The organism is Amycolatopsis sp. WQ 127309 (assembly GCF_023023025.1).
In the GTDB taxonomy this organism is placed as follows: domain Bacteria; phylum Actinomycetota; class Actinomycetes; order Mycobacteriales; family Pseudonocardiaceae; genus Amycolatopsis.
This window is the reverse complement of sequence record NZ_CP095481.1, coordinates 8,658,494-8,684,244: the sequence shown is the minus strand read 5'-3', so window position 1 is coordinate 8,684,244 and position 25,751 is coordinate 8,658,494. Positions and strand designations below refer to the sequence as shown.

Below are 25,751 nucleotides of genomic sequence, written 5' to 3'. Positions count from 1 at the left end.
CTCGGAGACCTGCCCGTCCGGCGAGGACATTCTCTTCTTCTTGAGCTGCGGCCCTCGGTACAGCCGCCGGCCGGTCGCGTGGGTGCCGGAGGCGGGCCCCGCGCGATCCGGCCGATAGCGGCGCGGCCCCGGAGGGGCCGCCTTGAACAAGAAAAGAAACTCTGAACACACCGATGCTGGAGGTCCGGGGAGTTGTCACGAAGACGGCGGTGGCTGAGAGCGGATTTGAGTGGCACGGCCTTTGGAGATGCCCAGAGCTGCAGCTATGTCGGTGTAACTCATCCCGTTGTCGTGGGCTTGCTCGATCGCGTCCTTGCGCAGGTGCGACAGCTCGGCCATGCGGCCCATGTAGACCTCGATCATTGCCGTTGAACGCTTCGCCCGGCGGATCGGGTCCGGGTCCTGGCGAATGCGCGCGAACTCGTCGTTATCCACTGTGGCCATTCCCTAGCTGGTCGGGATCAGGCGGCTGTCGTACCCGGCGGTGATCAACCGGTCGTAGGCAGCCTCAACGTCGCCGGGGATCTCCTGGGGGATGGCGTACCCAGCGTCGGCGTAGACGGTCAATCGCTGGGTGTCGCCGACAAGCATGTCGATCACGCGCTTGGGGTCCCCGATGCTCTCGACGTAGTCGGTCAAGGGCTGCTGGATCGCCGAACACAGGAAGTCGACTTCGGGCCACAGCTTCATCGCCGTGGTGTAGGCCCTGCGCTGCTGGTAAGGGCGGCTGAGGATCAGGGCCCTGGTAACCGGGGTGCCGCGTTCCCGGAGCAGCTCGCGAGTGCGCTCGAAGTTCTCGGCCGTGTTCGTTGCATTCGGCTCGACCACGATGGCACTGTCCGGTACTCCTGCTTCCATCGCGATCTCCCGGTAGTGCACGGCCTCGCCTCGGGGGAACTGCTCGACGGTAGTCGGGGCGTTGGCGCCCGTGAACACGACGACGGGGAAGAGGTCCTTGGCGAAGAGCTCAGCCGCGTAGACGGCAACGCTCGGGTCGTGGCTTCCAAGTCCGATTGCGACGTCGACAGGTGCGAGCGGATCGTCGATGCGATGAAAGTTCCACAGGGTCTCGACGTCGTCGCGTAGGTCGTCGGGGATGGCTGGTGCCGGCACGGCGTCTCCTCGGCCTGTCTACTCGGGAATCTCGAAGGTGTACGACCAGGCGAAGCGGGACGCGGCGTGTACCCCGCGTGCGAATTCGATCGGCGTGCCGTCCGCGGTTCGCGTCGTGCGTTCGAGGATCATCACCGGCTCGCCGGCCGGCAGTTCGAGTTCGTCGATCTCGTCCGGCGTCGGCATCCGGGAGTGGAACGTCTCGGTCATGCTGTCGGGCTCCAGGCCTTGCAGCGTGAGCACTGCGAAGCCGCCGCCCGGCGTGGCCGTCCCGGGCTTGGGGTCGACGATCGGAGTGTTCTCAACGTGCTCCGGGCGGTAGTAGCTCGTGAGCGTGTGGGTCGGGTTCCCGTCCTGCTTCACCAGCCGTGCACGTTCGTAGACGGGGCTGCCCGGCTCAATGCCAAGAGCCTGCGCGACATCACTGTCAGCATCGACCTTGTGCACCTGGTTGGTCTGGTCGTTCCGGTTCCAGGTCTGCCCTGAAGCTTCACGGTCGGCGGCGAACGCGACCAGGCCGAACTTCCACTTGCTCTTCGCGTAGCGCTCGACACCAAGCCGCTTCATCGGCGGTCGTGCCCGGACCACCGTGCCGCGCCGGCGTACGGACGTCACGAGGCCTTCGGCTTCGAGGACGCTGATCGCCTTGCGCACCGTGTTGACGTTGATGTCGTACTGCTCGGCGAGGTCATCTTGCTTCGGCAGGGTGCTGCCCGGCGAGTAGTCGCCATCCTTGATCGCGTCCCTGAGCCGTGAGGCCAAGTCGCGGTAACCGATCGTCACACCGCCTCCTTTCGATGGTCGATAACTCTATCTCTACCTGCAGTCTAACGTCCAAACGGTGCGATAGAGATAGTTCTATTGACGGCTGGTGTCAGCCAGTGTCTAATAGAGATAGTTCTAACGATGACTTAGGAGGCGACATGCAGGACATCCCGTTCGTCAGCTCGGGCTACAAGTTCATGGTCACCGAGTCCCCGATCATGAAGATGCGCGAGGTCAAAGGGGAGATGGTCCCGGCCGTGGACCGCGAGGGCAATCAGGCGTTCGTGGTGATGCTGTTCGCGAAGCCGCGTCAGGTGGAGGGGCGCCGGCCGGGCAAGGGCGAAGAGATCAAGGTGACGCTCGCGGTGGACCCGGGGGAGGGGTTCGAGGAAGGCTCCTACGTCGAGTTGATCGACCCGGTCCTCAACACGTGGCAGACCACCGGGGACGACGGTCGGATCAGCGGCTCGGGTCTGTGGTTCAAGGCTTTCGGTTTGAAGCCTGTCGGGATGGGTGCTGCGCAGCGCGCCGCCTGAGCCTGACCTTATGACCGGTGGGTGACCGGTTCGCGCGGCTACCTCCCCGGCTGTCGCGTCTTCACCACCCTGGAGCCCTTCCCAAGTCGGTTGGCTGCCCGTTTCGAGTCGGGCGAGGGCACTTCTTGTTCTTTGACAAATACAGAGTGGGCCGATCCATGCCTAAATTCGCGCTGTTTGTGGTGGCGCGCCTCGATTCCCGGCCGGGCAAGCCGTCCGGGGGTCCTGGGGTTTCACCACGAAGTTCACGAGTGGAGAGGAGAGGCGAATGGGTGGGATGAACGCGGTTCGGGGTGGGTTGTCGTCGTATGACCCGCACGGCCCGAAGCGGGGCTAGCGATGGCTGATCACGTCTGTTCGGCAAGTTTCTGGCTGTCACCGACACGGATTGCCACGTGCACCGTGTGCGGGACTCAGTGGCACATGTAGGAGGAGACAACGGTGTTCACGTACTTGGTGTGGCTCGTGCTGGTCGGCATGTTGATCGTCGCGGCCCCGGTGTTCGGGGTGCTCGCGCTGGTCTCGGGGCTGTTGCTGGCGTGGAAGGCCGGACGGTGAGCCGCCCGGTGAAGGTCGGCACGGTGATCCGGATGCTGGCCGCCCGGTTGGAGCGGGAACGGGCCGCCGCGCTCACGGAGGCGACCGAGGACTTGGGGTGGCAGGCCGGTTTCTGTGAGGGATTGAAGCACGCGCAGCACGTGATCCGGAACGGAGACTGACATGCCGGAGATTCTGGCGATCATCACGGCGGCCAACGACGCGTACCGCGCGTTCGTCGCCTCCGAACCGGATCGGGAGATCAAGGTCGCGGTCGGGAACGCGGTGCGCTTCCTGGCGGCAGACCTCACTTCGGCGGCCGGCCTGGTCGCTGCGACACGCGAAGGGTAAAGGCGAATGCAGCAGGAGATCCGCGAGATCACCGACGTGGTGAGCGTCGCGTTCGAGAAGTTCCGGGCGACGGACGCGCCGGAAGAGGCGAAGGTGCAGGCCGGTCGCTCGGTCCGCGGGCTGGTCGGCGAACTGTCCGGCCTGGCCTGGTCGCTGGAGCACAACCCGGAGAGGTGGAGCTGACATGCAGTTCGCGGCACTCAACCGGCGGGCGCAGCAGCGTTACGCCACGTTCGTGACCAACTTGGACATGATCGCCGAAGTCCTCGGCGAGGTCGACAAGCTGATCGCGAAGTACGACGACAAGGCCATGTCCGACTCGTGGACCATCGCGTCCAAAGACGAGCTGAAGGCGTTCCGTACCAAGGCGTTCGACGAACTGGACCGCCTGCGGACGCTGGGCAAGAAGCACGAGGCCGAACTCATCTCGCGGGACTGGAGGTTCTGACCATGTCGCACCAGGTCGACCGGGTGGTCGATGACCTCGGCACCGCGCTCGTGCAGCTCAAGGAGTCGATGCACGGAATGCCGATCAACCGCAACGGCTTCCGCGCCGCGCACGACCGGATGGGCCGCGCGATGGGCACGCTGATCACCGAGCTGACCGACGCCCGGACCGCCATCAAGTCCTGACACCAACCGCACATGATCCGTTTCGCACGAGAGGACCACCAACCGATGAACACCCCCAAGTCGTCCCGCAAGGTCGGGACCGAAATCAAGGCGCTGAAGTGGCTGCTGCGCCACCCCGGCGCCACCGTAGGACCGGGCGCCCTCGTCGGGACCGGGCTCGAGCTCGGCTGGAGCGCCACCGGCGGGATCACGGGCGGAACGGCCAGCGCCTTGCTCTGCTGGTACCGGGCGCATCCGGACACCTTCGACCACTACGCGGCCCCGCGGCTTCGGGCCTGGCGCCGCCGCTGGTCGGCCTACTTCGGGCCGCGCTTCACCCGGGCACTGCGGGCCTGCGACATGTACGTCACCGACCGCAAGACCGGCGAGGACCTGTTCCCGCGCATCACCCGGCTGCGGTCGTTCTCCCCGTCGGTGGACGTCGTCACGCTGGCTCTGGCTCGTGGGCAGGCTCGCCGCTCGATCGAGGAGAGCCTGGAGCGGCTCGCGGACACGCTGAAGGTGCAGCGGATCGCGTTCGAGCACCCGAAGCCCGGCTACGTCGCGCTGATCATCGAACGGTCCGAGCCGTTCACCGAGACCATCCCGGCCCCGGAGATGCCCGACACCGTGGACGCGGTCGACGTGAACGACATCTACGTCGGCGACACCGAGTACGGCACCGACTGGCGCCTCAAGGTCGCCGGCACGCACGTGTTCGTGGCCGGCGCGACCGGGGCGGGCAAGAACTCGATCGTGATGTCGATGCTGCGGGGCTTGGCGCCGCTGATCCGGGACGGGCTGGTCCGGTTGTGGGTCTGCGACCCGAAGCAACTGGAGTTCCGCAAGTTCGCCGACGGCGGTGTCGCCCACCGCTACGCCGACAACGAGCAGGACTGTGCCGAGCTGGTCGACGACTACGTCAACGATCTCCGCTGCGTGCAGCAGCAGTTCGCCGCGACAGGCACCCGCAAGATCACGATCTCGCGGGAGACGCCGCTCAACCTGCTGATCATCGACGAGATCGGCGCGTTGCTGGCCTACGGCGACGGCTCGATCGCCCGGAACCTGCGTAAGCAGCTCGCCATTGTGGGTTCGCAGGGCCGCGCGACCGGGCACGGGATGACGGCGCTGGTGCAGGAGCCGACCAAGGACACGGTTCCGGTCCGGGAGCTGTTCCCGACCCGGATTTGCCTGCGGGTCACCGCGCAGTCGCACGTGGACATGGTGCTCGGTGACGGGGCCCGGCTGCGGGGGGCGTTGGCGGATGAGATCCCGAACGTCCCGGACACCGCCGGCATCGGCTACGTCGTGCGGCAGCGCACCCGCGTCCCGCAGCGCGTCCGCGCCGCCTACGTCGACGACCGCGAGATCGACGAGCTGATCACGTTCATCCGTTCCGGCCGGCCTGTGACCGGGCTGTCGGTGGTGGCGTGATGATCACGGTCACCTACCCGGCGAGGCTGCACCAGCGGCACTACCACGTCGTGGTGTCCGCGAACGGGTCTTACCCCCGGCCACTCAGCGGCCGGATTCACCGCGAGAAGTCCCGTGCTGTGTGGGAGATGCGCGTAGCGGTGGACGAGTTCACGGCTCGCGGCATCGACTTGTACGAAGTGGACGTCGCCGCGCTGGACGAGGTGTTTCTCGCGCGCTGTGGGGTGTGTGCCGAACTGCCCGGGGACAAGCCGGACCTGTTCGAGGACTGGGACGCCCTGCGCGAGGCGTTGCGGACCTGGTGCCCGACCTGGGTCACCACCGATCACCTGACCGTCTTCTGCCCCCGTCACCAACCGTCCGGAGAGGAATGACCATGTGGCGTCTCGGATTCTTCGTGTGGCGAGCCTGGATCTACGCCAAGTACGGCGTCCCGGCCGCGCTCACGCTCTGGCTGATCTACCTCGCCCAGGGCTGGTCCCCGCTGTTCTGGATCGCGGCCGTGGTCCTCGGCTGCGTCGGGCTCGGCCTGGTGCTCGGGATCACCGAGTTCCGCAACCGCGAGTTCGGCGACATCGGACGGGAGCACATCCGATGAGCCGCCGCGCCGACCCCGGACAGCTCGGCCTGTTCGGCACCCCCGGCCCCGCGCCGGCACCGACCCCCGGCCGCGCGTGCCCTCCGGCCCGGGGCCGCCGCAAGCCACTGGGCTCGCCCGGCAACCCGCTGGTCGCCAAGGACGTGCTCGCCGAAGTCCGCGACGGCCGGTACGGGCTGCTGGATGACACCGACCGCGTGATGGTCCTCGACGGCGAAGGCCATTGCCGGGCCGCCCAGGACGACGACGTGGTGATGCACCTGGTGTCCGTCGGCTACGTCGAACGCAGCCCGGCCCGTGAGACGGTCTCGTGCCTGCACGGTGTCGTCCGCAAACCCGTCCTGCCGCTGCGACTGACCCGACGCGGCCGGGACATGCTCCAGCGCTGGTCCAACCTCGCACCGTTCGGAGGCACGCCGTGACCGACACCCACGCGAACATGCGCAAGCTCCACGAGTTGCAGGAGGAGTTCCTCGACACCTGCCGCAAGGGTCACGACGCGGACGACCACGGGCACACGGCCTTCGTGCGGCTGTCCGAGCTGGCCGACGAGATCGCCGGCATCCACGAAGAGGAGGCGGCCGAGTTCCGGCGCCTCGCCGGCATCGCCCTCGACTGCGGGATGTTCCCGCAACGGGGAGACCGGTGAAGTTCGGAACCGTTGAGCAGTAAGGGGAACGACATGGACAGGATGCCGATGCGGTACCTGACCCACATCGACCGACTCATCTACGAGTACTACACGACCGATCTGAGCATCGGCGCCACGGACCGCGAAAGCCCGACCTTCCGCAGTGCCCGGTTGGCCGAACTCGCGGACGACATCGTCGTGCAGCTCGAACAGGAAGCCGACCACTACCGCGCCTACGCCCGCCGCTGGCGCGGGGAGAACTGACCTGAAAGGAGATTCATCATGTCCACTGCGGACAGTTCGAACAAGACTCGTCGGCTGGTGGACGTCGTCCGTGTCCTGGTCGCCGTGGTCCTCGGGAGCATCGGCGCGGCGGCCGGGTTCACCCACACCCACGACTGGGCTGTCTACCACGGACAGCTCGGCTGGATCGCGTGGGCCGACGCGGTGGTGATCGAGGGCATCGTCATCGTCGCCGGGTTCGAGATCCAGCGCGACCACCGCGCCGGCGCAGGTTCCCGCAAGGTCACGTTCCCGCTGGCCGTGCTGGTGGCCGGGTTCGGCGTGCAGATGGCCGCACAGGTCGCGCTCGCCGAACCCACCCCGGCCGGGTGGCTGGTGGCCGCGATGCCGGCACTCGGGTTCCTCGTGGTCGTCAAGCTCCTCATGCGCCGCACCCCCGCTCCCGAGACCTCGGCGCCCCCGGAGCCTGCTGCGGATCCTGAGCCGGTCACCGTGACCGCGTCCCGGACCGACGTCGTCACGCACCCGGCCCCGGCACCGGCCGCCGTGGCCGCTCCGGCTCGGCCTCGGCTCAAGCTCCCGGCCGAGCTGACCAGCCGGATCAACACCGTGGCCGAGACCGCCCGCAGCGAAGGCCGCGAGCTGACCATCGAGGAGATCCGCCGCGTCGTCCGCGTCCCGGAACCGATGGCCGCGCAGATCCTGCACGACCTCACCGCCTGACCACATCGGAAGGACCTACCCATGACGAAATCGACGTCCAATCTGGACAAGCTCGCCCGCCTCCAGGAGGAGTTCGACACCGCGAACGGGTCGGTGATCAACGCGACCGGTGGCCGTAACCGCGAGGCCCTGCTCCGCCTGTCGGAGGTGGCCGGCGAGATGGCCCGCATCCACGAGGAGGAAGCGGCGGAAATGCGGCGCGTGGCCGACGCGGCCTACGACCTGCACATCACCAAGTAGCCGCCTCCGTACACGGCGCACCCGCTCACGGCGCGGGAGCCCGGCCACCCATCCGGCCTGGGTTCCCGAGCCGTTTCTCTTGCCCGCCAACCGAAAGGCTCCGACATGCTGACGTTGGAAGACCGCCTCGCCGCCCGCGTGAAAGCCCTGGACTACCAGGACTGGCGCAACAAGGTCCGCGCCGTCAACGGCTGCGCCCGCCCCATCCGCCTGTCCGGGGCGCACCAGCTCCAGGACGCCACCACCGGCGCCGTCCTGCACCACCACGGCGGGGACATCTTCGCCCCGTGCGGCAACCGCCGGTCCGGGGTCTGCCCCGCCTGCTCCGACCGCTACGCCGCCGACGCCTTCCACCTCATCCGCGCCGGCCTCATCGGCGGCCACAAGGGCATCCCCACCACGGTCGGGGACCGGCCCCGCGCGTTCGTCACCCTCACCGCCCCGTCCTTCGGCCCCGTCCACACCGCCCGCACCACGCGCAACGGGAAGCGGCGGCCGTGCGGCTGCGGGGAGTACCACCACGACGACGACACCCGCACCGGCGCCCCGCTGGACCCGGAGACCTACGACTACGTCGGGTCGGTGATCTGGCAGGCCCACGCCGGCGTCCTGTGGCAGCGCTTCACCACGCGGCTCCGCCGGGAGATCGCCAAACGCGCCGGCCTCAAGGCTCGCGAGTTCACCGAACAAGCCCGCCTGTCCTACGGGAAGGTCGCGGAGTACCAGCGTCGCGGGCTCGTGCACTTCCACGCCGTCGTGCGCCTGGACGGCCCCGACGGCGCCGTGTCGCCCGCTCCCCGGTGGGCGCACCCGGATCTGCTGGAAGACGCCGTGTACGCGGCTGCTGGGGCCGTGCTAGTGCCTGCGGCGTACCCGGACGGGACGGAGCTGCCGCTCACCTGGGGCACGCAGGTCGACGTCCGCCGCATCGAACCGGCCGCCTCGGCCGAGCTGGAAGACGACAACGGGCAGATCTCCGAGGCCCGGCTCGCCGCGTACATCGCGAAGTACGCCACCAAGGGCACCGGCAAGAGCGAAGCCGCGGACCGGCCGATCCGCTCGCAGCTCGACATCGATCACCTGAAGGTGACCGCGCACCACCGCCGCATCATCCAGACCGCCTGGGACCTCGGGGACCTGCCGGCGTTCGAGGACCTGAAGCTTCGCCGGTGGGCGCACATGCTCGCCTTCCGGGGCCACTTCCTGACCAAGTCACTGGCGTACTCCACGACGTTCAAGGCCATCCGAGGCGACCGCCGGGCTTTCCGGCTCGCCGAAACCCTTGAACGGCTGGGCCTGGACGACCGGGTCGACTCGATCGCCGTGGTCAACGACTGGGCCTTCGACGGCACTGGCTACCGCGACGACGCGGAACGCGAACTCGCCGCCGGCATCGCCGAACGCATCCGAGACGACCGCAAACTCAAATACAACAAGGAAAACGACCATGAATGACCGTCTACTCAGCATTGAAGACCTGTCCTCATACCTCCAGGTTCCGGTGAACACGCTCTACCAGTGGCGCAAGACCGGCAAAGGCCCGGCCGGGTTCCGCGTCGGCAAGTACGTCCGCTATCGACCGTCCGACGTCGACACCTGGATCGACGGACAGGCGGCCTGCTGATGGCTCGTGCGTGGGTTTACGACCGGCTGAAGAAGGCAGCACATCGCGAGGCCGTCACGAAGGCAAAGGCGTCTGGGCGTCGACCACCGGCCCGCTGGGAGGTTCGCTACTACGACGTGACCGGCAAGCTCCGATCGGAGACGGCGCCGAACAAAGACAAGGCAGAGGCGCGCCGGACGGAGCTCGAAGACAGCCTTCGTGGTGGGTCCTATGTGGATCCTAAGTCGTCGAAGGTGACCTTCGCCGAGATGGGGGAGAAGTGGCTCGACAGCCGTCACGACCTGCGTCCGTCGACGTGGTGGAAGTACCGAGGTCTCCTCGACAACCACGTCAACGTCAAGTGGGGCGGCCGGCCGCTTAACGCGATCCACCGCGAAGACGTCGCGCTGTGGGTGGCGGACCTCCTGAAGTCGAAGGACAAGGGCGGGAGCGGTCTCGGACCCTCGCAGGCCCGGCACGCGTACCGGGTGTTCTCGATGGTGCTCGACTGGTGCGTGCCGCGTCGCATCCTGGCCAACCTGGCGCGCGGGGTCAAACTGCCGGTGCGCCCGGATGCGGAGCACGTGTACCTCACCTACGAACAGGTGGAGACGCTCGCCGACGCTGCTGCCGTCCTTCGGACGAAGTACGACCGGCCGACAGCGGGAGCCGAGATCAACCGCGCGCTCATCCTGCTGCTGGCCTACACCGGTCTCCGGTGGGGTGAGGCTGCCGCGCTGCGGGTCGGGCGCGTGGATCTCGCAAAGCGGCGCATCCGAGTCGTCGTGACGTTCTTCGAGGTTGGCGGAGTGCAGCACGAGGGGCCGCCCAAGACGGGGAAGAAGCGGACCGTCTCGTTCCCGGCGTCGCTCGTGGCGGTGCTGCATCCGCTGGTGACCGGCCGGCAGGCTGACGACCTGCTGTTCATCACTGGCCGGGGTCAGTCGCTGAGGGCGAACAACTGGCGCGTCCGAGAGTTCAATGCAGCGCTCAAGGCTGCTGATCTCGGTGTCGCCGGGCTCACCCCGCACAAGCTGCGGCATACGGCGGCCTCCCTCGCCATCGCGGCCGGCGCCGACGTGAAGGTGGTTCAGCAGATGCTCGGGCACGCCGACGCGGCCATGACCCTCAACGTGTACGGCCACCTGTTCCCGGACCGCCTCGATGAGGTCGCGGACGTGCTCGATGCCCGGCGCACTCAGGCGCTGGCGAGCATGGCGGCGTGATGGTCAGCCCCGGGGCATGTGGGCAAAATGTGGGCAGCCTCGGGGCTGAGTCGCGTCCGGAGCTACCTCAGGAATGAAAAAAGCCACGTCCACCTGCGTGAACGTGGCTGATCCGGTCGGGCTGACAGGATTCGAACCTGCGACCCCTTGACCCCCAGTCAAGTGCGCTACCAAACTGCGCCACAGCCCGGACCCGCACTTCTCAGTGCGTGTGAGTACTCTAGCGCGCCCTCGAAACGGCTCTGTAACCAGGGTGCCTTGCCCGCCTGACCTGCGGAAACCCAAAGAACCAGGGCTAAGCAGAGGCAGGCGGGCAAGGGTCAGGTCACGCTGGGTTGTTCGCGTGGGTCAGCGTCTGCCACGCCACGAACAACGAGTTCGTGCCCGCTGGGCGCTTGCTCTCCGTCAGCGTCTGCGTGTTGGCCATCGCGATGCCCAGGCGGCCGTGCAACGCGTTGAAGCCCACCTCTGTCACCGGGCCCAGGCCTCGCTTCACGCTGCCGCCGCAGAGCCAGGACGGGACCGCCGTGCCCAGTTCGTACTTCGACTGGAAGCCCAAGGCCTGGCGCAGGCGCTCGCCGACGTCCGTTCCGTAGACGTCCTGGCCCTGGATGCGCAGCGTCTCCGCCACGTCGGCGATCGCCGCTATGCCATAGCCCGTGTGGACGAAGTCGCGGCACGTCTCCTGGGTCAGGCCGTCCACGAACGTGCCCTGGCCCTGCCAGTAGCCCACGATCTGGTCGCGTGTGGACAGGCCGCTGCCCGGCACCGTCTTCGGCAAGGCGCCGTCCGAAGTGAGGTAGACGTACGCCGCGACGCGGTTGCGGTAGCGGGTTACCGCCTTGTCGTAGTTCGTCTTGTCCTCCAGGAAGACCGAGATGCCCACCGCGGCCTCCATCATGGACAGTTCCCAGTTGCCGTTGCTGTTGCTGCCGTTGATGATTTTGTTCAGGTAGACGTTGCGCAGCATCGTGCCGAAACGGCCCGAGTTCGGCCAGCTCGTGTACGTGTACTTGATGATCTCCGCCGCGCGGGGCCACGACGAGCCCGCCCAGCCCGTCTGCAGGGGCGCGTTGCTGTTGGTGTGGTTGGTGATCGTCGCCGACCACGCGTCCATCAGGGCGATCGCCTTCTGCGCGTACCGGGCGTCGCCCGAGATGTACCAGATCAGCGCGTCCGTGTACGCCGCGATCGCGTCTTCCCGCTCATCGGTGCAGCCGAGGTTCGGGTCCGAGTACGGGCCGCATTCGACGACCGAACGCGGTTTCGGCGTGCGCGAAAGCGATGCGTACGCACTCGCTTTGGCTTGGTCGTAAGCGGCTTTCCACGGCTGGGCGCCGGCGTTCACCTGCGCCTTCACGAAGTCCAGCTGCGGGCGGCTGACCAGCACACCCGGGTGGGTGAACGTGGCCGGCGCCGCGGGTGCCGGGGTGGCGATCAGGCCCAGTGCGAGCGGGACGGCGGCGGCGAGCGTGACGACTTTCCTCCAGCGGGATGCGGACATGGTTCTCCTCGGGACGACGATGTGAGGTGGATCACCAGCGCGCTGTCCCGACAGTTTTATGGTCCAGACCACCGTCAGTCAAGAGCGGGCAATGCCTTTCTTCGTGTCGTGAAGGAAAGAAAGAGCGAAATGTTCAGCCCGCTGAACGGAAGACGATTTCCGTTCAGCGGGCTGAATAGCCGTTCCGTTAACCGAGACCCGCGCTGACCGCGTTCATCAGCGTCCCGGTGTCACCCGACATCTCCCACGCCATCACGCCGAGCAGGCCGCGGGACTTGAGCCAGGTGGTCTTCAGCCCGATCGACCACGCGTCGTCGAACGTCCACCACTGGCCGCCGTTGCCCGTGTAGCAGGACGTCGCGACGGCCGCTGTGTCGTGGTAGACCGTGCACCCGGAGACGCTCGCGAGGAGGTTCGAGTACCCGCGCGTGCCGGCCTCCTCGGGGAACTGCCCCGGCGCCGCGCCGGTCGCCGGCTGCCACTCGCCGTTCTTCCCGCCCGCGGCGACGCCCTGCCAGCCGCGGCCGTAGAAGGCCAGGCCGAGCGTCAGCCGCCGTGGATCGACGCCCGCGTTCGTGTACGCGTTGATCGCCGCCTCGGCGCTGAAGTGGAAGTTGTACGGGTCGTCCGCGTCGGCGTACAGGTTGCCCTGGTGGCCGGTGCGGTTCGGCTCCCACGAGTTGTCGCTGCCCGACCCGTGGAAGTCGTACCCCTGCACGTTCGCGACGTCGAGGTAGCCGAAGATCTTCGACAGGTCCCACCCGGCCGCGACCTTGGCCGGGTCCGCCGGGGTGAAGGCCTGCAGCTGGTACCGCTTGCCGGTGGTCGCGCCGTACGCGTCGAGCTGCGTGCGGAACTCGGCCATCAGCGCGGTCAGGTTGTTCTTGTCGTTCGGGCTCCAGTGGTTGCCGGGGTGGCCGTCGGCGCTGGCGGGCCACTCCCAGTCGATGTCTATGCCGTCGAAGAGCCCGGCCGCGGTGCCCGGGCCGCCGGCGCCGCCGTAGGACGCCAGGTTGCCCTTGATCCAGGTGTCGACGCACGACGCGACGAACTTCTTGCGCGACGCGTCGGTGGCCGCGACGTCGGAGAAGTACTTCGAGTACGTCCAGCCGCCCAGCGAGACCAGCACCTTCAGGTTCGGGTGCTTCGCCTTGAGCTTCTTGAGCTGGTTGAAGTTGCCGCGCAACGCTTCCCAGCCCGTGTCGGCCACGCCGTCGACCGACTGGGCCGCCGCGAACGGGCGCGAGTAGTCGGCCTCGGCGTCACCGGCGCCGTCACCCTGGCTCGGGTCCTGCGGGTTCGCCGTGGTGCCCTTCGTGACGCCGGAGAGGCAGGTCAGGTTCACCGGGTCGATGTTCTCGAACGCGTACAGCAGGTGCGTCAGCTTCGCGGCCGCGCCGGTCGTCTCGAGGTTCTTGACGAAGTACTGGCGGCCGTAGATGCCCCACTGCACGAAGTAGCCGACCTTCGCGTAGCCCGAGACGATGTCGCCGGTCTTCGCGGTGACGGCGGCGCTCGGCGCCGACACGTTGTCGTAGCCGTCCCGGGCGCGCACCGTGAACGTGTATGAAGTGGATGGTGACAGGCCGGTGACGACGGCGGCGGTCGTGGTGACCGTCGTCGCCAGGGTGCTCCCGCGGTAGACGTCGTAGCTGACGACGCCGGTGTTGTCGGTGGACGCGGTCCACGCGAGCGACACCGAAGCCGCGTCGGCCGACGTCGACCGCAGACCGCCGGGCACTGTGGGTGCCTGCGTGTCGTTGGCCGGGTTGTTGGTCGTGACGGCCAGCGCCGCGCTCGCCGGCGACGCCGTGCCCTTGGAGTCCTTGGCCTTCACGGTGAACGAGTACGCCGTGTTCGGCGTCAGCCCGCTGATCGTGGCGCTGGTGCCGGTGACGGACGTGGTGAGCGTCCCGTCCCGGTAGACGTCGTAGCCGGTGACCGGCAGCGAGCCGGCCGTCGACGCGTTCCAGGCCAGCGCGGCCGTGGTCGTCGTCTTCGCGACCAGCCGCAGGCTCGCGGGCGCGCCGGGTGGCGTGTCGGGTGAACCGTCGCAGTTGGCGTTGTCGACGCGGCACTGCGCCGGCGTCGCGGCCGCGCTGAGCCGGAACGTCGGGTTGTACGGGTAGGTGGTGCGGCCCGGCGCCAGCGTCGCGATGTAGTAAGCCGGGGTCAGCGTGACCTGGGTGCCGTTCTGGGTCACCGTCGCGTTGTCGCCGGTACTGGCCGTGACGCCGGCGGGCAGCGTGAAGGTGATCGCCCAGTTGCTGACCGAGGCGGTTCCGGCGTTGGTCACGGTGTAGGTGCCGGTCGTGCCGCTCAGGGCGAGTGCGGCGGTCAGCGAACCGGCCGCGGCGGCGGGCGGGGCCAGTGCCGCGACGCCGCCTGCTGCTATCAGCAGTGCGGCGAGCGCGGAGCGTAGTCGTGCGGGCGTGCGTCTCATGGCGGTTCTCCAAGCGACACGAAGCAGACGAATGTGGTGGTCTAGACCACATCCGAATGTAGCCCGGTGCCCGGAGATCCGCGCACGCCCGAACGGCGGAAACCGTTGTCCGAACGGACTGTTAACGCCCCGAGAACGTCGCCTTGCCCGGGCCGTCCGCGAGGAACGACTTCACGGCGCCCCGGAGGTCCTCGGTCTCGAACAGCGCCGCCGCGATCGTCGTGATGTGCGCGTTGGCCTCCGGGACGCCGCCCGCGGCGAAGTGGTCCAGCACGCGCTTGGTCGCCGCGTGGGCGCGGGTCGGGCCGTCCGCAAGCCGCTGGGCGAACGCGCGGGCCGCGGCGTCGAAGCCCTCGTCCGGCAGGACGCGGTTGACGACGTTCCAGCGCTCCATCGTCGCCGCGTCGTAGGTGTCGCCGGTCATCACGAACTCCTTGGCGCGCCCGACGCCCGCCCGCGCGGCGAGCCGCTGGGTGCCGCCCATGGTCGGCGTCAGCCCGACGACCTTCTCGACCAGCCCGAACTTCGCGCGCGAGGCGGCCAGGATGAGGTCGCAGGCCACCGCGACCTCGAACGCCCAGGTCAGGCACAGGCCGTGAGCGGCGAACACGGTGGGGAACGGCAGCGCGGCGATCCGGTCCGGCACCGCGAGCATCTCGTCGAACAGCACCTTCGCCTCGGCGGGCGAGCCCTGGGCGTCGAACAGGGAGACGTCCACGCCGCCGCTGACGATCTTGCCCTCGGCGCGGATCAGCAGCGCCCGCGCGGGGGTGTCCTCCAGCGAACCGATGGCGGCGGCGAGGTCGGCCTGCAGGGAAGCCGTGTAGAGGTTCAACGGCGGCGCGTCGATGGTCAGGACGGCGAGCCCGCCGTCACGGTCGAGGCGGACCTGGTCAGTCATGCTCACCCTGCTTCTTCGGCTTCGACGATGTCGTCCCAATACTGCTGGGCGTCGGGGCGCCAGTCGACGTGTATGTGATGGAACAGCTCCCCGGCTTTCGTCCCGCTCCACTTCGCCGGCAGGAGCTCGGCGGGCAGCTGCGGATCGAGGAACGGGAACCGCCGCCACTCGTGGACGAGCTCGGTCTGCGCCCGCAGCACCGCGCGGCCGCCGGTCGGGTTCAGGCCGGTGAAGCGGTCGATGAAGTCCTCGTAGCGGTCCTTCAGCTCGGTGAGGTCCCACGATCGGGCGACCATCGTCTCCTGCTCGCCGACCTCGCCGTAGGTCGACGTGAACGACATGGCCTGCGCTTCGAGACCCAGGTCGGTGACGATCTGCTGGGCCTCGCGCTGGCGGCTCAGGTCCGGGCTGACCCAGACGCCGGCCACCGGCGAGCCGAAGCCCGCCCAGGTCAGGCGGGTGCGCAGCCGGTGGCGCAGGTCGCGCTTGGCCTCCGGCACGGACACGATCAGCATCAGCCACTGCCCGTTCCACGGGCGGGCCTCGCGGCCGAACGCGTAGATCCGGTCGGCGCCCTCGGTCAGGAGACGGCGCCCCGGCGGCGTCAGCGACCAGCGCACCCGGCGCCCGACGCGCTCGGAGACGACCCAGCCTTCGGCGGCGGAGCGGGCCAGCGCCTGCCGCGCCGACTTCTCCTCGATGTCGAGGATCCCGAGGACCTCGACCAGCATCGACGTCCAGACCGGCTTGTCGCGGGGGAGCGCGTACTCGCCGAGCACGGTCATCAGGAGCGAACGCGCGCTCGCGTGGCTCACCTCGCGACGGCGGCTGACCGTCGGCCGTGGCGCCGACGCGCGGCCTTCCCTCGCCTTCGGCCTTCGGCCGAGGGTGACCGGGGAAGCGGGCTCGCCCATTCTGTGTTCACCGACCTCACTGCTGCGGGGTATCGACAACCGAACAGGTTACCCACACTGAGTGATCAAAGCGCCACCGGACACACACAGGCGGTGTCATTGACCTTGATCTGACAGTTCACCACGTGCCCGTAGACTCGGCTACCTCATGAGCGCAACTCTCGTCGCGAAGGACCTGGCCGCGGGCCACGGCGATCGCCTCCTCTTCTCCGGTCTGGACCTGGTCGTCGCGCCCGGCGACGTCGTCGGCCTGGTCGGCGTCAACGGCGCCGGCAAGTCGACGCTGCTGCGGACCCTGGCCGGCCTGGCCCGCCCGGACGACGGCGAGGTGCGGCTGAACCCGCCGACCGCCACCGTCGGGCACCTGCCGCAGGAGCCCGAACGCCGCGAAGGCGAGTCCGTGCGGGCGTTCCTGGCGCGCCGCACCGGCGTCTCGGCGGCGCAGACGGACCTCGACGTGGCCACCGAGGCGCTCACCGCGGGCGAGGACGGCTCGGACGACCAGTACGCGACCGCGCTCGACCGGTGGCTCGCCCTCGGCGGCGCCGACCTCGACGACCGCGCCGCGGAGGTGGCCGCCGACCTCGGGCTGGCCATCGACCTGGACCAGCTGATGACGTCGCTCTCCGGTGGCCAGGCCGCGCGCGCCGGGCTGGCGTCGCTGCTGCTGAGCCGCTACGACGTCTTCCTGCTCGACGAGCCGACCAACGACCTCGACCTGGACGGCCTCGCCCGGCTGGAGCGGTTCGTCACCGGCCTGCGCTCGGCCACGGTGCTGGTCAGCCACGACCGCGAGTTCCTGGCCCGCACGGTCGACCGCGTCGTCGAGCTGGACCTGGCGCAGCAGCAGGTCAACACCTACGGCGGCGGGTACGACGCCTACCTGGAGGAGCGCGAGGTCGCGCGGCGGCACGCCCGCGAGGACTACGACGAGTTCGCCGGCACGAAGGCCGCGCTCGAGGCCCGCGGGCGGATGCAGCGGGGCTGGATGGAGAAGGGCGTCAAGAACGCCCGCCGGAAGGCGCCCGACAACGACAAGATCGGCCGCAAGTTCCGCAGTGAGGCCACCGAGAAGCAGGCGTCGAAGGCGCGGCAGACCGAGCGGATGATCGAGCGCCTGGACGTCGTCGAGGAGCCCCGCAAGGAGTGGGAGCTGCGGATGGAGATCGCCGCGGCCCCGCGGGCGGGCGCGGTGGTCGCGACCCTGCGCGGCGCGGTCGTCCGCCGGGGCGGGTTCACGCTCGGGCCGGTCGACCTGCAGGTGGACTGGGCGGACAAGGTCGCCATCACCGGCGCGAACGGCGCCGGGAAGTCGACGCTGCTGGCGCTGATGCTCGGCCGGCTGTCCCCGGACGAAGGCGGTGCGGCGCTCGGCTCGGGCGTCGTGGTCGGCGAGGTAGACCAGGCGCGCAAGCTGTTCCTCGGCGACGGCCCGCTCGCGGACGCCTTCGCGCGTGAAGTGCCGGAGCTGCCCGACGCCGACGTCCGGACGTTGCTGGCGAAGTTCGGGCTCAAGGCCGCGCACGTGCTGCGGTCCGCCGTGACGCTGTCGCCGGGGGAGCGCACCCGCGCGGCGCTGGCGCTGCTGCAGGCCCGCGGCGTCAACCTGCTGGTGCTCGACGAGCCGACCAACCACCTCGACCTGCCCGCGATCGAGCAGCTCGAGGCGGCGCTGGACCGCTACCCGGGCACGCTGCTGCTGGTGACGCACGACCGCCGGATGCTCGACGCCGTGCACGTCACCCGCCGCTTCGAGGTGACCGGCGGCAAGGTCCGCGAGCTGTGAACCTGCGCGAAGCGACTCGCGACGACGGCAACTTCCTGACCGACATGCTCGTGGCGGCCGTCAACTGGTCGCCGGAGTGGAAGAAGAAGAGCCGCCGCCGGGTGCTGCTGGCGCCGGACACCGCGCACTACGTCGCCGGGTGGCCGCGGCCGGACGACCTGGGCGTGGTCGCCGAAGCGGACGGCGAACGCGTCGGCGCGGCGTGGCTGCGTTTCTTCACGGCTGACGACCCGGGGTACGGGTTCGTCGCCGCCGACGTCCCGGAGTTGTCGATCGGCGTGGTGGCCGCCTGGCGCGGCCGGGGTGTCGGCCGCGCGCTCCTGCGGGCCGTCGAGGGCGGGGCGGTCGAGGCGGGGATCGAGCGGATCAGCCTGAGCGTCGAACGGAAGAACTTCGCGCAGCGGCTGTACCTCGCGGAGGGCTACGAGGTCGTGGGAGCGGGTTCCGCGGACGCCGACACCATGGTGAAGGTGCTCTGACCTTCACCCGGTTCCGCCGAAAGGGTGCTCCTCGTCGCGAAATCGGCGGTGGGAGCCGTCTTCCGTAACAAAGCCCGACCGGCGGCTGATCCTGCGGGATATCGGACGGGGAGGTCGGGAAATGGACGAGAACAACGTCGAGCCGGTCGTGAATTCACCTTCGGTGCACGACTTGATCGTCGCCCATCAAGAAGGCGGCCGTCCGCGGTTCGAAAAGCTTCGTTCGGCTTTCGTGGAGAACCAGGGAAAGATCCACGAGGAGTACTACGCACTCGAATTCCCCGCCGCCTTGCTGCTGGTGGCCAATTCCCGCGGCCGGTGGTCTCCGGGGTCGGTCTACAAGACCCGGCTGTTCTACAACCCGAGCTACAGCACCACCGAGTTCGACGACGCCTTCCGATCCGCCCGGCGGGTCGAACGGAAGTACGCGGTGCTGTTGCGCGGCCGCGTCCAGGAGATTCTGACCCAGGGCATCTACACCACCGGGGTGCACATGCTGGCCTTGCTCGACGCGATGCCGCCGCCCGGGAACCGGAGTGCCGCCGACGCGGAACGCATCGCGACCGCCGCCAATTCGGCGAAGAAGGAAACCAAGCAGATCGAGCAGTATGCCTACGTCGCCGCGATGAAGTCCGCGCTGATCCGGTACCTCGCCGGAATCTTCGTCGGCGCGGTGGTCGTCGCGCTCTGCGTTTACGCGACCGTCGCCCGGTCGCCGGCGCTGGAGGTGGGCTCGCCGGTCGCGGTGTGCCTGGCTTGCGGTGGGATCGGGGCGATGGTGAGTGTGATGGTGCGCATCACGAACCGCCGCAAGGTTCAGGTCGGCATCGATCAGGGGAGGTTCGTCACCGTGCTGTCGGGCGCTTTCCGGGCGATCATCGGCGCGGTTTTCGGTGCGGTCCTGTTCACCCTCGTCGCCGGTGGGCTGCTGCCCATCGCGACCCCTCCGGCGGGCGAGAAGCTGTCGTTGTTCTTCGCCGGGCTCGCATTCTTGGCCGGGTTCAGCGAGCGGTGGGCGCAGGACACGATCGTCCGGACCCTCCCCGGGCTGCCGGACGCCGCGGAGCCGCGGGGTCCGGAGCCCGGGCCGGGCAAGGACAGCTGATGCGTCACGGCCGGTCGGTCAGGTACCCGCCCATGGTCGTGAAGTACTCGCCCGCCGGGAGTTCCGTGCCGTCCGCCGTGCGGACTCGCTCCACCAGCAGGCCGGGGGACCGGCCGCGGCGGGCTTCCGGGCCCGCCACGATCACGACGCCGTCGGCCTCCTTGATGAAGATGCGGCCCGGCGTGCCGCCGTAGTGGCCCTGCGAGACCGACGCCTTCGTGATGCGCAGCTCCTGGCCGCGGTGGTAGGCGAACGCGTTCGGGTACGGGTCGGACTGGGCGCGCACCAGGCGTTCGATGTCCTCGACCGGCCACGTCCAGTCGATGAGGCTGTCGCGCGCGGCACGCTTGTGGAAGAAGCTGGCCTTCGACCGGTCCTGCGGCACCGGCGTGTAGCCGGTCTCGATGAGCCGGATCGCCTCGGCCGTGATCGGCGCGATGAGGTCGACCGTGCGGTGGAACAGGTCCGTCGTCGTGTCGGCCGGGCCGACCGGGATCGCGCGCTGCAGGACGATGTCGCCCGCGTCCAGCTCGCCGTCCATCATGTGGGCGGTGACGCCGACCTCGGGCTCGCCGTTGACCAGCGCCCAGATCAGCGGGGAGAACCCGGCGTAGGACGGCAGCAGCGAGTCGTGGATGTTGAGGGTGCCGTGGCGCGGCAGGTCGAAGATCTCCGGCGGCAGCCACGTGCGCCAGTTGTTCGCCACGATCAGGTCGAGCTCGGCCGTCTTCAGCTCGGCCAGCAGCTCGTCGTCGTCCGGGCGGTTGCGCAGCAGGACGCGGATGCCGTTCGCCTCGGCGAGATCCGCGACGGAGTCGGCCCAGATCCGCTCGTACGCGTGGTCGCTCTTCGGGTGGGTGACCACCAGCGCGACCTCGTGGCCCGCGTCGATGAGCGCTTGGAGGGTCCGGTGCCCCCAGGTCTGGTAGCCGAACATCGCCACGCGCATTCGAGAATGCCTTTCCGTAGTCGGGGGACGAACATCACCACGAACGTACTAGGCGAGGCTCGCCTAAGTTAGGTTAGGGTTCCCTGAACGTTACCGGAGTGCGCGAGGGAGCGACATGACTGCAGAGGCCGGCGAACAGGTCCCGATCTACGACGTCGTCGGGGTGGGTTTCGGACCTTCGAACCTGGCCCTCGCGATCGCGCTGGCCGAGCACAACGCCGGCGCGGGGAAGCCGGTGACCGCGCACTTCCTGGAGCGGCAACCCCGGTTCGGCTGGCACCGCGGGATGCTGATCGACACCGCGACGATGCAGGTCTCCTTCCTCAAGGACCTGGTCACGATGCGGAACCCGACCAGCGAGTTCACCTTCCTCAACTACCTGCACGCCGCCGGGCGGCTGGTGGACTTCATCAACCACAAGAACCTCTTCCCGCTGCGGGTCGAGTTCCACGACTACTTCGAGTGGGCGGCGGCGAAGGTCGACGACGTCGTCTCGTACGGCACCGAAGTCGTGTCCGTGAAGCCGGTCCACGACGGTGCGGAGGTCGAGTTCTTCGACGTCCAGATCTCCGACGGCACCTCGCTGCGGGCCCGGAACCTGGTCATGGGCACCGGGTTGCGGGCGCAGCTGCCCGACGGCGTCACCGCGGGCGAGCGGATCTGGCACAACAGCGAGCTGCTCTTCCGCGTCGAACGCCTGCGCGGCACCGAGCCGAAGCGGTTCGTCGTGGTCGGCGCCGGGCAGAGCGCCGCCGAAGTGGCCGCCCTGCTGCACGACGAGTTCCCGCACACCGAGATCTGCGCGGTGTTCGCGCGCTACGGCTACAGCCCGGCCGACGACAGCTCGTTCGCCAACCGGATCTTCGACCCGGAGGCCGTCGACCAGTTCTACGGCGCGGGTGAACCGGTCAAGGACCGCCTGATGCGCTACCACGGCGCGACGAACTACTCCGCGGTCGACGTCGAGCTGATCGACGAGCTCTACCGCCGCGTCTACCGCGAGAAGGTGCTGGGCGTGGAGCGGCTGCGGCTGTTCAACGTCTCCCGCCCGGTCGAGGTGACCGACACCGGCGCGGCCGTCTCGGCGACGGTCGAGTCGCTCACGACGGGCGAGCGCACGGTCCTGGAAGCCGACGCCGTCGTCTACGCGACCGGCTACCGCCCCGCCGACCCGACGCCGCTGCTCGGCGAGCTGGGTCCGCGGTGCGCGCGTGACGACGAGGGCCGGCTGCGCGTCGAGCGCGACTACCGCATCACGACGGAACCCGCCCTGCGCGGCGGCATCTACCTGCAGGGCGGGACCGAGCACACGCACGGCATCACGTCGTCGCTGCTGTCCAACACCGCGGTGCGGGTGGGCGAGATCCTGCAGTCCATTGTGGACCGCCGGGTGGTCGCGGCGCCGGAGGGGGAGTACGCGGTCAGCGCGCGGTGAGCTGCTCTCGGAGGATGTCGCCGTGCCCGGCGTGGCGGGCGAAGTCCTCGATCAGCAGCAGGTAGACGAACCGGAGGTTGACCTCGCCGAGGACGTCGTGGGTCCAGGTGTCGTCGAGGTCGAAGCGGGCCGCGATCTCGCGTGAGCGTGCGGCGGCCCGCTCGAACTCGGCGATCACGTCGTCGAGGGTTTCACTGTCGGCGACGACGAAACTGGCGTCGCCCGGGGTCGTGGGCCCGTCGCACTCGGCCTCGTCGAGGCCCAGCAGCAGGAGCTGGAACCAGCGGCGTTCGGCCATCGCGGCGTGCTTGACGAGGCCGATCGGCGTGGTCAGGGACGCGACGAGCCGCGTCCGGACGTCGGTGTCGGACAGGCCGCGCGCGGTGTCGGCGACGGCGCGGCGTTGGCGGTCCATCGTCGCCTCCAGCAGGAGACGCTCGGATCCGGTGGTGATTTCGGGCAGCACGAACACAAGGCAGCCTTCCGGGTGAGAGGGAGTTGCGGCCGGACGTTCCTCGGGGACCGAGTCCAGAACCGAGGAGGGGCCAGAACACGCCGAGGCTAGCGCGCCGGCCGCCACCCTGTCACCCGCATAACGCCCACCTCGCCACGCACGCCCGCCGTGGCTTGAAAGCCGTGAAGGCCTCCTTACCGGCCGTAAGAGCCGGGAAGGAGGCCTTCACGGCATTTCAGGAGAGCGGCGCCGGGTGGTGGCGGCTGATCGGGATCACCATCGGCGTGCCGCTGATCGGGTCCGGGGTCACCTGGCAGCGGACGTCGAAGACCTCCTCGACCAGCTCTTCGGTGATCACCTCGACGGGCTTGCCCGCCGCCGCGATCCGGCCGGCCTTCATCGCGATGACGTGGTCGGCGTAGCGGCACGCCTGGGGGAGGTCGTGCAGCACCATCACCACCGTGCGGCCCTCGTCGCGGTTGAGGTCGACGACCAGGTCGAGCACGTCGATCTGGTGCGCCAGGTCGAGGTAGGTCGTCGGCTCGTCCAGCAGCAGCACCGGCGTGCCCTGCGCGACGGCCATCGCGATCCACGCGCGCTGGCGCTGTCCGCCGGACAGCTCGCCGACCGGCCGGTCGGCCAGGTCGGTCATCCCGGTCGCCGCCAGCGCGTCGTGCACCGCGCCTTCGTCCGAAGTGGACCACTGCCGCCACCAGCTCTGGTGCGGGGCGCGGCCGCGGCCGACGAGGTCGGCCACCGTCATGCCCTCCGGCGCCACCGGGGCCTGCGGGAGGATGCCGAGGCGCTGGGCGACCTCGCGAGTCGGCAGGTCGTGGATCGACCGGCCGTCGAGGTAGACCCCGCCCGCTTTCGGCGTCAGCAGCCGGGCCAGGGTGCGCAGCAGCGTCGACTTCCCGCAGGCGTTGGCGCCGATGATCGCGGTGATCTCACCCGGCGGGATGTCGAGGTCGAGGCCGTCGATGACCACCCGGTCGTCGTAGGCGACCCGGAGCTGCTCCACCCGCAGCGAGGGGGCGTCGGATGTCATGTGTCAGCCTCCGGAGCCGGATCGGTTGGCCCTGGCCAGCAGCCAGAGCAGGAGCGGGGCGCCGAGGATGCCGGTGACGATGCCGACCGGCAGCGCGGACGCGGTGATCTCGCGGGCGATGATGTCGCTGCCCAGCACCACGACCGCGCCGGTGAGCGCGGACGCCGTGATCGGCGGCGACGAGAGCCGCGCGAGCCGTTGCGCGATCTGCGGTGCCGTCAGGGCGACGAACGAGATCGGGCCCGCGGACGCCGTCGCGAACGCGACCAGGCCGGCGCCGGAGAGCAGCAGGCCCAGCCGCACCGGCTGCACCGGCGTGCCGAGCCCGGCCGCCACCTCGTCGCCGAGCAGCAGCGTGCTCATCCACCGCGACAGCGCCAGCACCACCGGCAGCAGCACGCAGAGCGCGCCCAGCAGCGGGATGACGTGCTCCCAGCCGCGGTTGGCGAGGTTGCCGACCATCCAGCCGATCGCCGCCTGCGCCTCGGTGATCTGCGCGCGGCTGAGCAGGTAGTCGGTCAGGCTGGTGCACATCGCGAAGATCCCGATGCCCACCAGCAGGATCCGGTAGCCGGTGGTGCCGCGCCGCCAAGCGAGCGCGTACACCAGCACCGCCGTGAACAGCCCGCCGAACAGGCCGAGCGTCGTCGTGCCGAGGCCGCCGCCGAAGCCGAACGCGATCCCGGCGACGACGGCGGTGGCCGCGCCGGCGTTGATGCCGATCATGTCCGGGCTGGCCAGCGGGTTGCGCGTGATGGTCTGGAACACCGCGCCGGACGCGCCGAACGCGATCCCGGCCAGCAGCCCGGTGAGCGCCCGGGGCAGGCGCAGTTCCTGCACGATGTAGCCGTTTCCGCTGTCGCTGCCGCCGAAGAGGCCGGACAGGACGTCGGACACGCTCATCGGGACGTCGCCGATCGTCATGCCGACGCAGAACAGCACGAACGTCAGCACGGCGAGCACGAGGCAGACGATCAGCAGCCGCGGCCGGAAACGGCCCGACACCGGTGGTGTCGTGAGCCGGAAGGTGCGTCGCGCTGGGAGCAAGGCCATGTCAGGACTCCACGAGCTTGCGCCGGCGAACCAGGTAGATGAAGAACGGCGCGCCGAGGAACGCGACGATCACGCCGGCCCGGATCTCGCTGGGCCGCGCCAGGATCCGGCCGAGGATGTCGGCGGCCAGCAGCAGGCACGGCGCGAGCACCGCGGTGTAGGGCAGCAGCCAGCGGTGGTCCGGGCCGATGACGAACCGCACCGCGTGCGGGACGATCAGGCCGAGGAACACGATCGGCCCGGCGACGGCGACGGCCGCGCCGGTCAGCAGGGTGATCGCCAGTGCGCCGCGCAGCCGCAGCGGGCCGAGCTTGCGGCCCAGCGCGATCGCGACGTCGTCCCCGAGGGCGAGGCTGTTCAGCGCCGGGCCGCTCGCGATCGCCAGCACCACGCCGATCACGAGGAACGGCAGGACCTGCAGCAGCGCGCTGCTGTCGACGCCGGCGAGCGAGCCCGCCGACCAGAAGCGGTAGCGGTTGAGCGCCACCGGGTCCGACAGCACCATCGCGCTGGTGAACGAGGCGAGCAACGCCGTGACGGCGGCCCCGGCGAGCGCGAGCTTGACCGGGCTCGACCCGGCGCGGCCGCGGGTGCCGAGGAAGTAGACGACGGTCGTCGCGGCCAGCGCACCGGCGAAGGCGAACCAGATGTAACCGTAGGCCGAGCTGACGCCGAGCACGGTGATCGAGAACACGATGGCGAACGCGGCCCCGGCGCTGACGCCGAGCAGGCCCGGGTCGGCCAGCGGGTTGCGGGTCAGCGCCTGCATCACGCAGCCGGCGAGCCCGAGACCGGCGCCCACCAGCACCGCGAGGAGCGTCCGCGGCAGCCGGACACTGTGGATGATCACGGCGTCGGCGGAGCCGTCGTTGTGCCACAGCACCTGCCAGACGGCGCCGAACGAGATCTCCTTGGAACCCAGCCAGACGCTCAGCAGGCACAGCAGAACGAGGACCGCGAGGGCGGCGAGGAATCCGATCGCGCGGCCCGTGTGTGGCGGGCGTCGCGTGAGAGCGATACCTCCGGGGTCTGTTCGCACCGCACCTCCGACTGGTACCAATTTTA

At 69.4% G+C, this 25,751-nt stretch carries 33 protein-coding genes and 1 tRNA gene; 21 read left to right on the top strand and 13 right to left on the bottom strand.

Features of this window, described 5'->3' with window-relative positions; translation table 11 throughout:
• Positions 1-195 precede the first annotated feature (195 nt).
• Genes MUY22_RS38260 through MUY22_RS38250 form a run of 3 tightly spaced genes read right to left on the bottom strand, consistent with a single transcriptional unit; the run spans position 196 to position 1,896 of the window.
• Complete coding sequence (locus tag MUY22_RS38260; protein WP_247052053.1) at positions 196-435, bottom strand: hypothetical protein; 240 nt, start codon at positions 433-435, stop codon at positions 196-198.
• 12 nt (positions 436-447) lie between these two features.
• Positions 448-1,113, bottom strand: coding sequence for a YdcF family protein (locus MUY22_RS38255; RefSeq protein WP_247052052.1), 666 nt, complete (start codon positions 1,111-1,113; stop codon positions 448-450).
• A gap of 18 nt (positions 1,114-1,131) precedes the next feature.
• A complete protein-coding gene (locus tag MUY22_RS38250; protein ID WP_247052051.1) occupies positions 1,132-1,896 on the bottom strand; it encodes a GntR family transcriptional regulator in 765 nt (254 codons plus the stop codon).
• 140 nt (positions 1,897-2,036) lie between these two features.
• Between MUY22_RS38250 and MUY22_RS38245 the strand changes: the two genes are divergently transcribed.
• The 17 genes from MUY22_RS38245 to MUY22_RS38165 all read left to right on the top strand — a co-directional run bounded on the left by MUY22_RS38245 (position 2,037) and on the right by MUY22_RS38165 (position 10,615).
• Positions 2,037-2,414, top strand: a complete 378-nt coding sequence (locus MUY22_RS38245) for a hypothetical protein (protein WP_247052050.1) — start codon at positions 2,037-2,039, stop codon at positions 2,412-2,414.
• A 566-nt stretch (positions 2,415-2,980) separates the two neighbouring features.
• Positions 2,981-3,133 (top strand): hypothetical protein, encoded by a 153-nt coding sequence (locus MUY22_RS38240; RefSeq protein WP_247052049.1) that lies wholly within the window; start codon positions 2,981-2,983, stop codon positions 3,131-3,133.
• 1 nt (position 3,134) lies between these two features.
• A complete protein-coding gene (locus tag MUY22_RS38235; protein ID WP_247052048.1) occupies positions 3,135-3,302 on the top strand; it encodes a hypothetical protein in 168 nt (55 codons plus the stop codon).
• A gap of 6 nt (positions 3,303-3,308) precedes the next feature.
• Complete coding sequence (locus MUY22_RS38230) at positions 3,309-3,485, top strand: hypothetical protein (protein ID WP_247052047.1); 177 nt, start codon at positions 3,309-3,311, stop codon at positions 3,483-3,485.
• A 1-nt stretch (position 3,486) separates the two neighbouring features.
• Positions 3,487-3,750, top strand: coding sequence for a hypothetical protein (locus tag MUY22_RS38225; protein WP_247052046.1), 264 nt, complete (start codon positions 3,487-3,489; stop codon positions 3,748-3,750).
• A 2-nt stretch (positions 3,751-3,752) separates the two neighbouring features.
• Positions 3,753-3,935 carry a hypothetical protein gene (locus MUY22_RS38220; protein ID WP_247052045.1) on the top strand — a complete coding sequence of 61 codons (183 nt, stop codon included), beginning with the start codon at positions 3,753-3,755 and terminating at the stop codon, positions 3,933-3,935.
• Positions 3,936-3,980: 45 nt separating this feature from the next.
• Positions 3,981-5,351, top strand: coding sequence for an FtsK/SpoIIIE domain-containing protein (locus MUY22_RS38215; protein WP_247052044.1), 1,371 nt, complete (start codon positions 3,981-3,983; stop codon positions 5,349-5,351).
• Positions 5,351-5,725 carry a hypothetical protein gene (locus tag MUY22_RS38210; RefSeq protein ID WP_247052043.1) on the top strand — a complete coding sequence of 125 codons (375 nt, stop codon included), beginning with the start codon at positions 5,351-5,353 and terminating at the stop codon, positions 5,723-5,725. The genes MUY22_RS38215 and MUY22_RS38210 overlap by 1 nt, the downstream gene beginning before the upstream one ends.
• A 2-nt stretch (positions 5,726-5,727) precedes the next feature.
• The gene (locus MUY22_RS38205; RefSeq protein WP_247052042.1) at positions 5,728-5,949 is read left to right on the top strand and encodes a hypothetical protein; all 222 of its coding nucleotides are present in this window, start codon (positions 5,728-5,730) and stop codon (positions 5,947-5,949) included.
• Positions 5,946-6,371 carry a hypothetical protein gene (locus MUY22_RS38200; RefSeq protein ID WP_247052041.1) on the top strand — a complete coding sequence of 142 codons (426 nt, stop codon included), beginning with the start codon at positions 5,946-5,948 and terminating at the stop codon, positions 6,369-6,371. Before MUY22_RS38205 ends, MUY22_RS38200 begins: the two co-directional genes overlap by 4 nt.
• The gene (locus tag MUY22_RS38195) at positions 6,368-6,598 is read left to right on the top strand and encodes a hypothetical protein (RefSeq protein WP_247052040.1); all 231 of its coding nucleotides are present in this window, start codon (positions 6,368-6,370) and stop codon (positions 6,596-6,598) included. Before MUY22_RS38200 ends, MUY22_RS38195 begins: the two co-directional genes overlap by 4 nt.
• 33 nt (positions 6,599-6,631) lie before the next feature.
• A complete protein-coding gene (locus MUY22_RS38190) occupies positions 6,632-6,844 on the top strand; it encodes a hypothetical protein (RefSeq protein WP_247052039.1) in 213 nt (70 codons plus the stop codon).
• A gap of 18 nt (positions 6,845-6,862) precedes the next feature.
• Positions 6,863-7,546: a DUF2637 domain-containing protein gene (locus MUY22_RS38185; protein ID WP_247052038.1), complete on the top strand. Its 684-nt coding sequence runs from the start codon at positions 6,863-6,865 to the stop codon at positions 7,544-7,546.
• Between the two features lie 21 nt (positions 7,547-7,567).
• Positions 7,568-7,786, top strand: coding sequence for a hypothetical protein (locus tag MUY22_RS38180; RefSeq protein WP_247052037.1), 219 nt, complete (start codon positions 7,568-7,570; stop codon positions 7,784-7,786).
• A 105-nt stretch (positions 7,787-7,891) separates the two neighbouring features.
• A complete protein-coding gene (locus MUY22_RS38175) occupies positions 7,892-9,241 on the top strand; it encodes a replication initiator (protein ID WP_247052036.1) in 1,350 nt (449 codons plus the stop codon).
• Positions 9,234-9,410, top strand: coding sequence for an AlpA family transcriptional regulator (locus MUY22_RS38170; RefSeq protein ID WP_247052035.1), 177 nt, complete (start codon positions 9,234-9,236; stop codon positions 9,408-9,410). The genes MUY22_RS38175 and MUY22_RS38170 overlap by 8 nt, the downstream gene beginning before the upstream one ends.
• 116 nt (positions 9,411-9,526) lie before the next feature.
• On the top strand, positions 9,527-10,615 hold the full coding sequence (locus MUY22_RS38165) for a site-specific integrase (protein WP_247052034.1): 1,089 nt from the start codon (positions 9,527-9,529) through the stop codon (positions 10,613-10,615).
• A gap of 116 nt (positions 10,616-10,731) precedes the next feature.
• Here the strand turns inward: MUY22_RS38165 and MUY22_RS38160 are convergent.
• From MUY22_RS38160 to MUY22_RS38140, 5 genes are all read right to left on the bottom strand, one after another.
• Positions 10,732-10,805, bottom strand: a tRNA-Pro gene (locus MUY22_RS38160).
• Between the two features lie 135 nt (positions 10,806-10,940).
• Complete coding sequence (locus tag MUY22_RS38155; RefSeq protein WP_247052033.1) at positions 10,941-12,119, bottom strand: alginate lyase family protein; 1,179 nt, start codon at positions 12,117-12,119, stop codon at positions 10,941-10,943.
• A gap of 187 nt (positions 12,120-12,306) precedes the next feature.
• Positions 12,307-14,562 carry a glycosyl hydrolase family 18 protein gene (locus MUY22_RS38150; RefSeq protein WP_247052032.1) on the bottom strand — a complete coding sequence of 752 codons (2,256 nt, stop codon included), beginning with the start codon at positions 14,560-14,562 and terminating at the stop codon, positions 12,307-12,309.
• Between the two features lie 121 nt (positions 14,563-14,683).
• Positions 14,684-15,463: an enoyl-CoA hydratase/isomerase family protein gene (locus tag MUY22_RS38145; protein ID WP_247052031.1), complete on the bottom strand. Its 780-nt coding sequence runs from the start codon at positions 15,461-15,463 to the stop codon at positions 14,684-14,686.
• A 2-nt stretch (positions 15,464-15,465) separates the two neighbouring features.
• Positions 15,466-16,377: a PaaX family transcriptional regulator C-terminal domain-containing protein gene (locus tag MUY22_RS38140; protein ID WP_256474818.1), complete on the bottom strand. Its 912-nt coding sequence runs from the start codon at positions 16,375-16,377 to the stop codon at positions 15,466-15,468.
• A gap of 148 nt (positions 16,378-16,525) precedes the next feature.
• Between MUY22_RS38140 and MUY22_RS38135 the strand changes: the two genes are divergently transcribed.
• From MUY22_RS38135 to MUY22_RS38125, 3 genes are all read left to right on the top strand, one after another.
• A complete protein-coding gene (locus MUY22_RS38135) occupies positions 16,526-18,163 on the top strand; it encodes an ABC-F family ATP-binding cassette domain-containing protein (protein WP_247052030.1) in 1,638 nt (545 codons plus the stop codon).
• Positions 18,160-18,642, top strand: coding sequence for a GNAT family N-acetyltransferase (locus tag MUY22_RS38130; protein ID WP_247052029.1), 483 nt, complete (start codon positions 18,160-18,162; stop codon positions 18,640-18,642). Before MUY22_RS38135 ends, MUY22_RS38130 begins: the two co-directional genes overlap by 4 nt.
• Before the next feature lie 121 nt (positions 18,643-18,763).
• Positions 18,764-19,747 (top strand): hypothetical protein, encoded by a 984-nt coding sequence (locus MUY22_RS38125; RefSeq protein WP_247052028.1) that lies wholly within the window; start codon positions 18,764-18,766, stop codon positions 19,745-19,747.
• Positions 19,748-19,751: 4 nt separating this feature from the next.
• On the opposite strand, the gene MUY22_RS38120 is transcribed toward MUY22_RS38125, so the two are convergent.
• Positions 19,752-20,696, bottom strand: a complete 945-nt coding sequence (locus tag MUY22_RS38120) for a methionyl-tRNA formyltransferase (RefSeq protein WP_247052027.1) — start codon at positions 20,694-20,696, stop codon at positions 19,752-19,754.
• 115 nt (positions 20,697-20,811) lie between these two features.
• Here MUY22_RS38120 and MUY22_RS38115 point away from each other — a divergent pair, with 115 nt between their 5' ends.
• On the top strand, positions 20,812-22,131 hold the full coding sequence (locus tag MUY22_RS38115; RefSeq protein WP_247052026.1) for a lysine N(6)-hydroxylase/L-ornithine N(5)-oxygenase family protein: 1,320 nt from the start codon (positions 20,812-20,814) through the stop codon (positions 22,129-22,131).
• Here the strand turns inward: MUY22_RS38115 and MUY22_RS38110 are convergent.
• From MUY22_RS38110 to MUY22_RS38095, 4 genes are all read right to left on the bottom strand, one after another.
• Positions 22,118-22,603, bottom strand: coding sequence for a DinB family protein (locus MUY22_RS38110; RefSeq protein WP_247052025.1), 486 nt, complete (start codon positions 22,601-22,603; stop codon positions 22,118-22,120). The two genes, MUY22_RS38115 and MUY22_RS38110, sit on opposite strands and share 14 nt — an antisense overlap.
• Positions 22,604-22,820: 217 nt before the next feature.
• Positions 22,821-23,633, bottom strand: coding sequence for an ABC transporter ATP-binding protein (locus MUY22_RS38105; RefSeq protein ID WP_247052024.1), 813 nt, complete (start codon positions 23,631-23,633; stop codon positions 22,821-22,823).
• Positions 23,634-23,636: 3 nt separating this feature from the next.
• A complete protein-coding gene (locus MUY22_RS38100; RefSeq protein WP_247052023.1) occupies positions 23,637-24,686 on the bottom strand; it encodes an iron chelate uptake ABC transporter family permease subunit in 1,050 nt (349 codons plus the stop codon).
• 1 nt (position 24,687) lies between these two features.
• Positions 24,688-25,725: an iron ABC transporter permease gene (locus MUY22_RS38095; RefSeq protein WP_247052022.1), complete on the bottom strand. Its 1,038-nt coding sequence runs from the start codon at positions 25,723-25,725 to the stop codon at positions 24,688-24,690.
• Positions 25,726-25,751 lie beyond the last annotated feature (26 nt).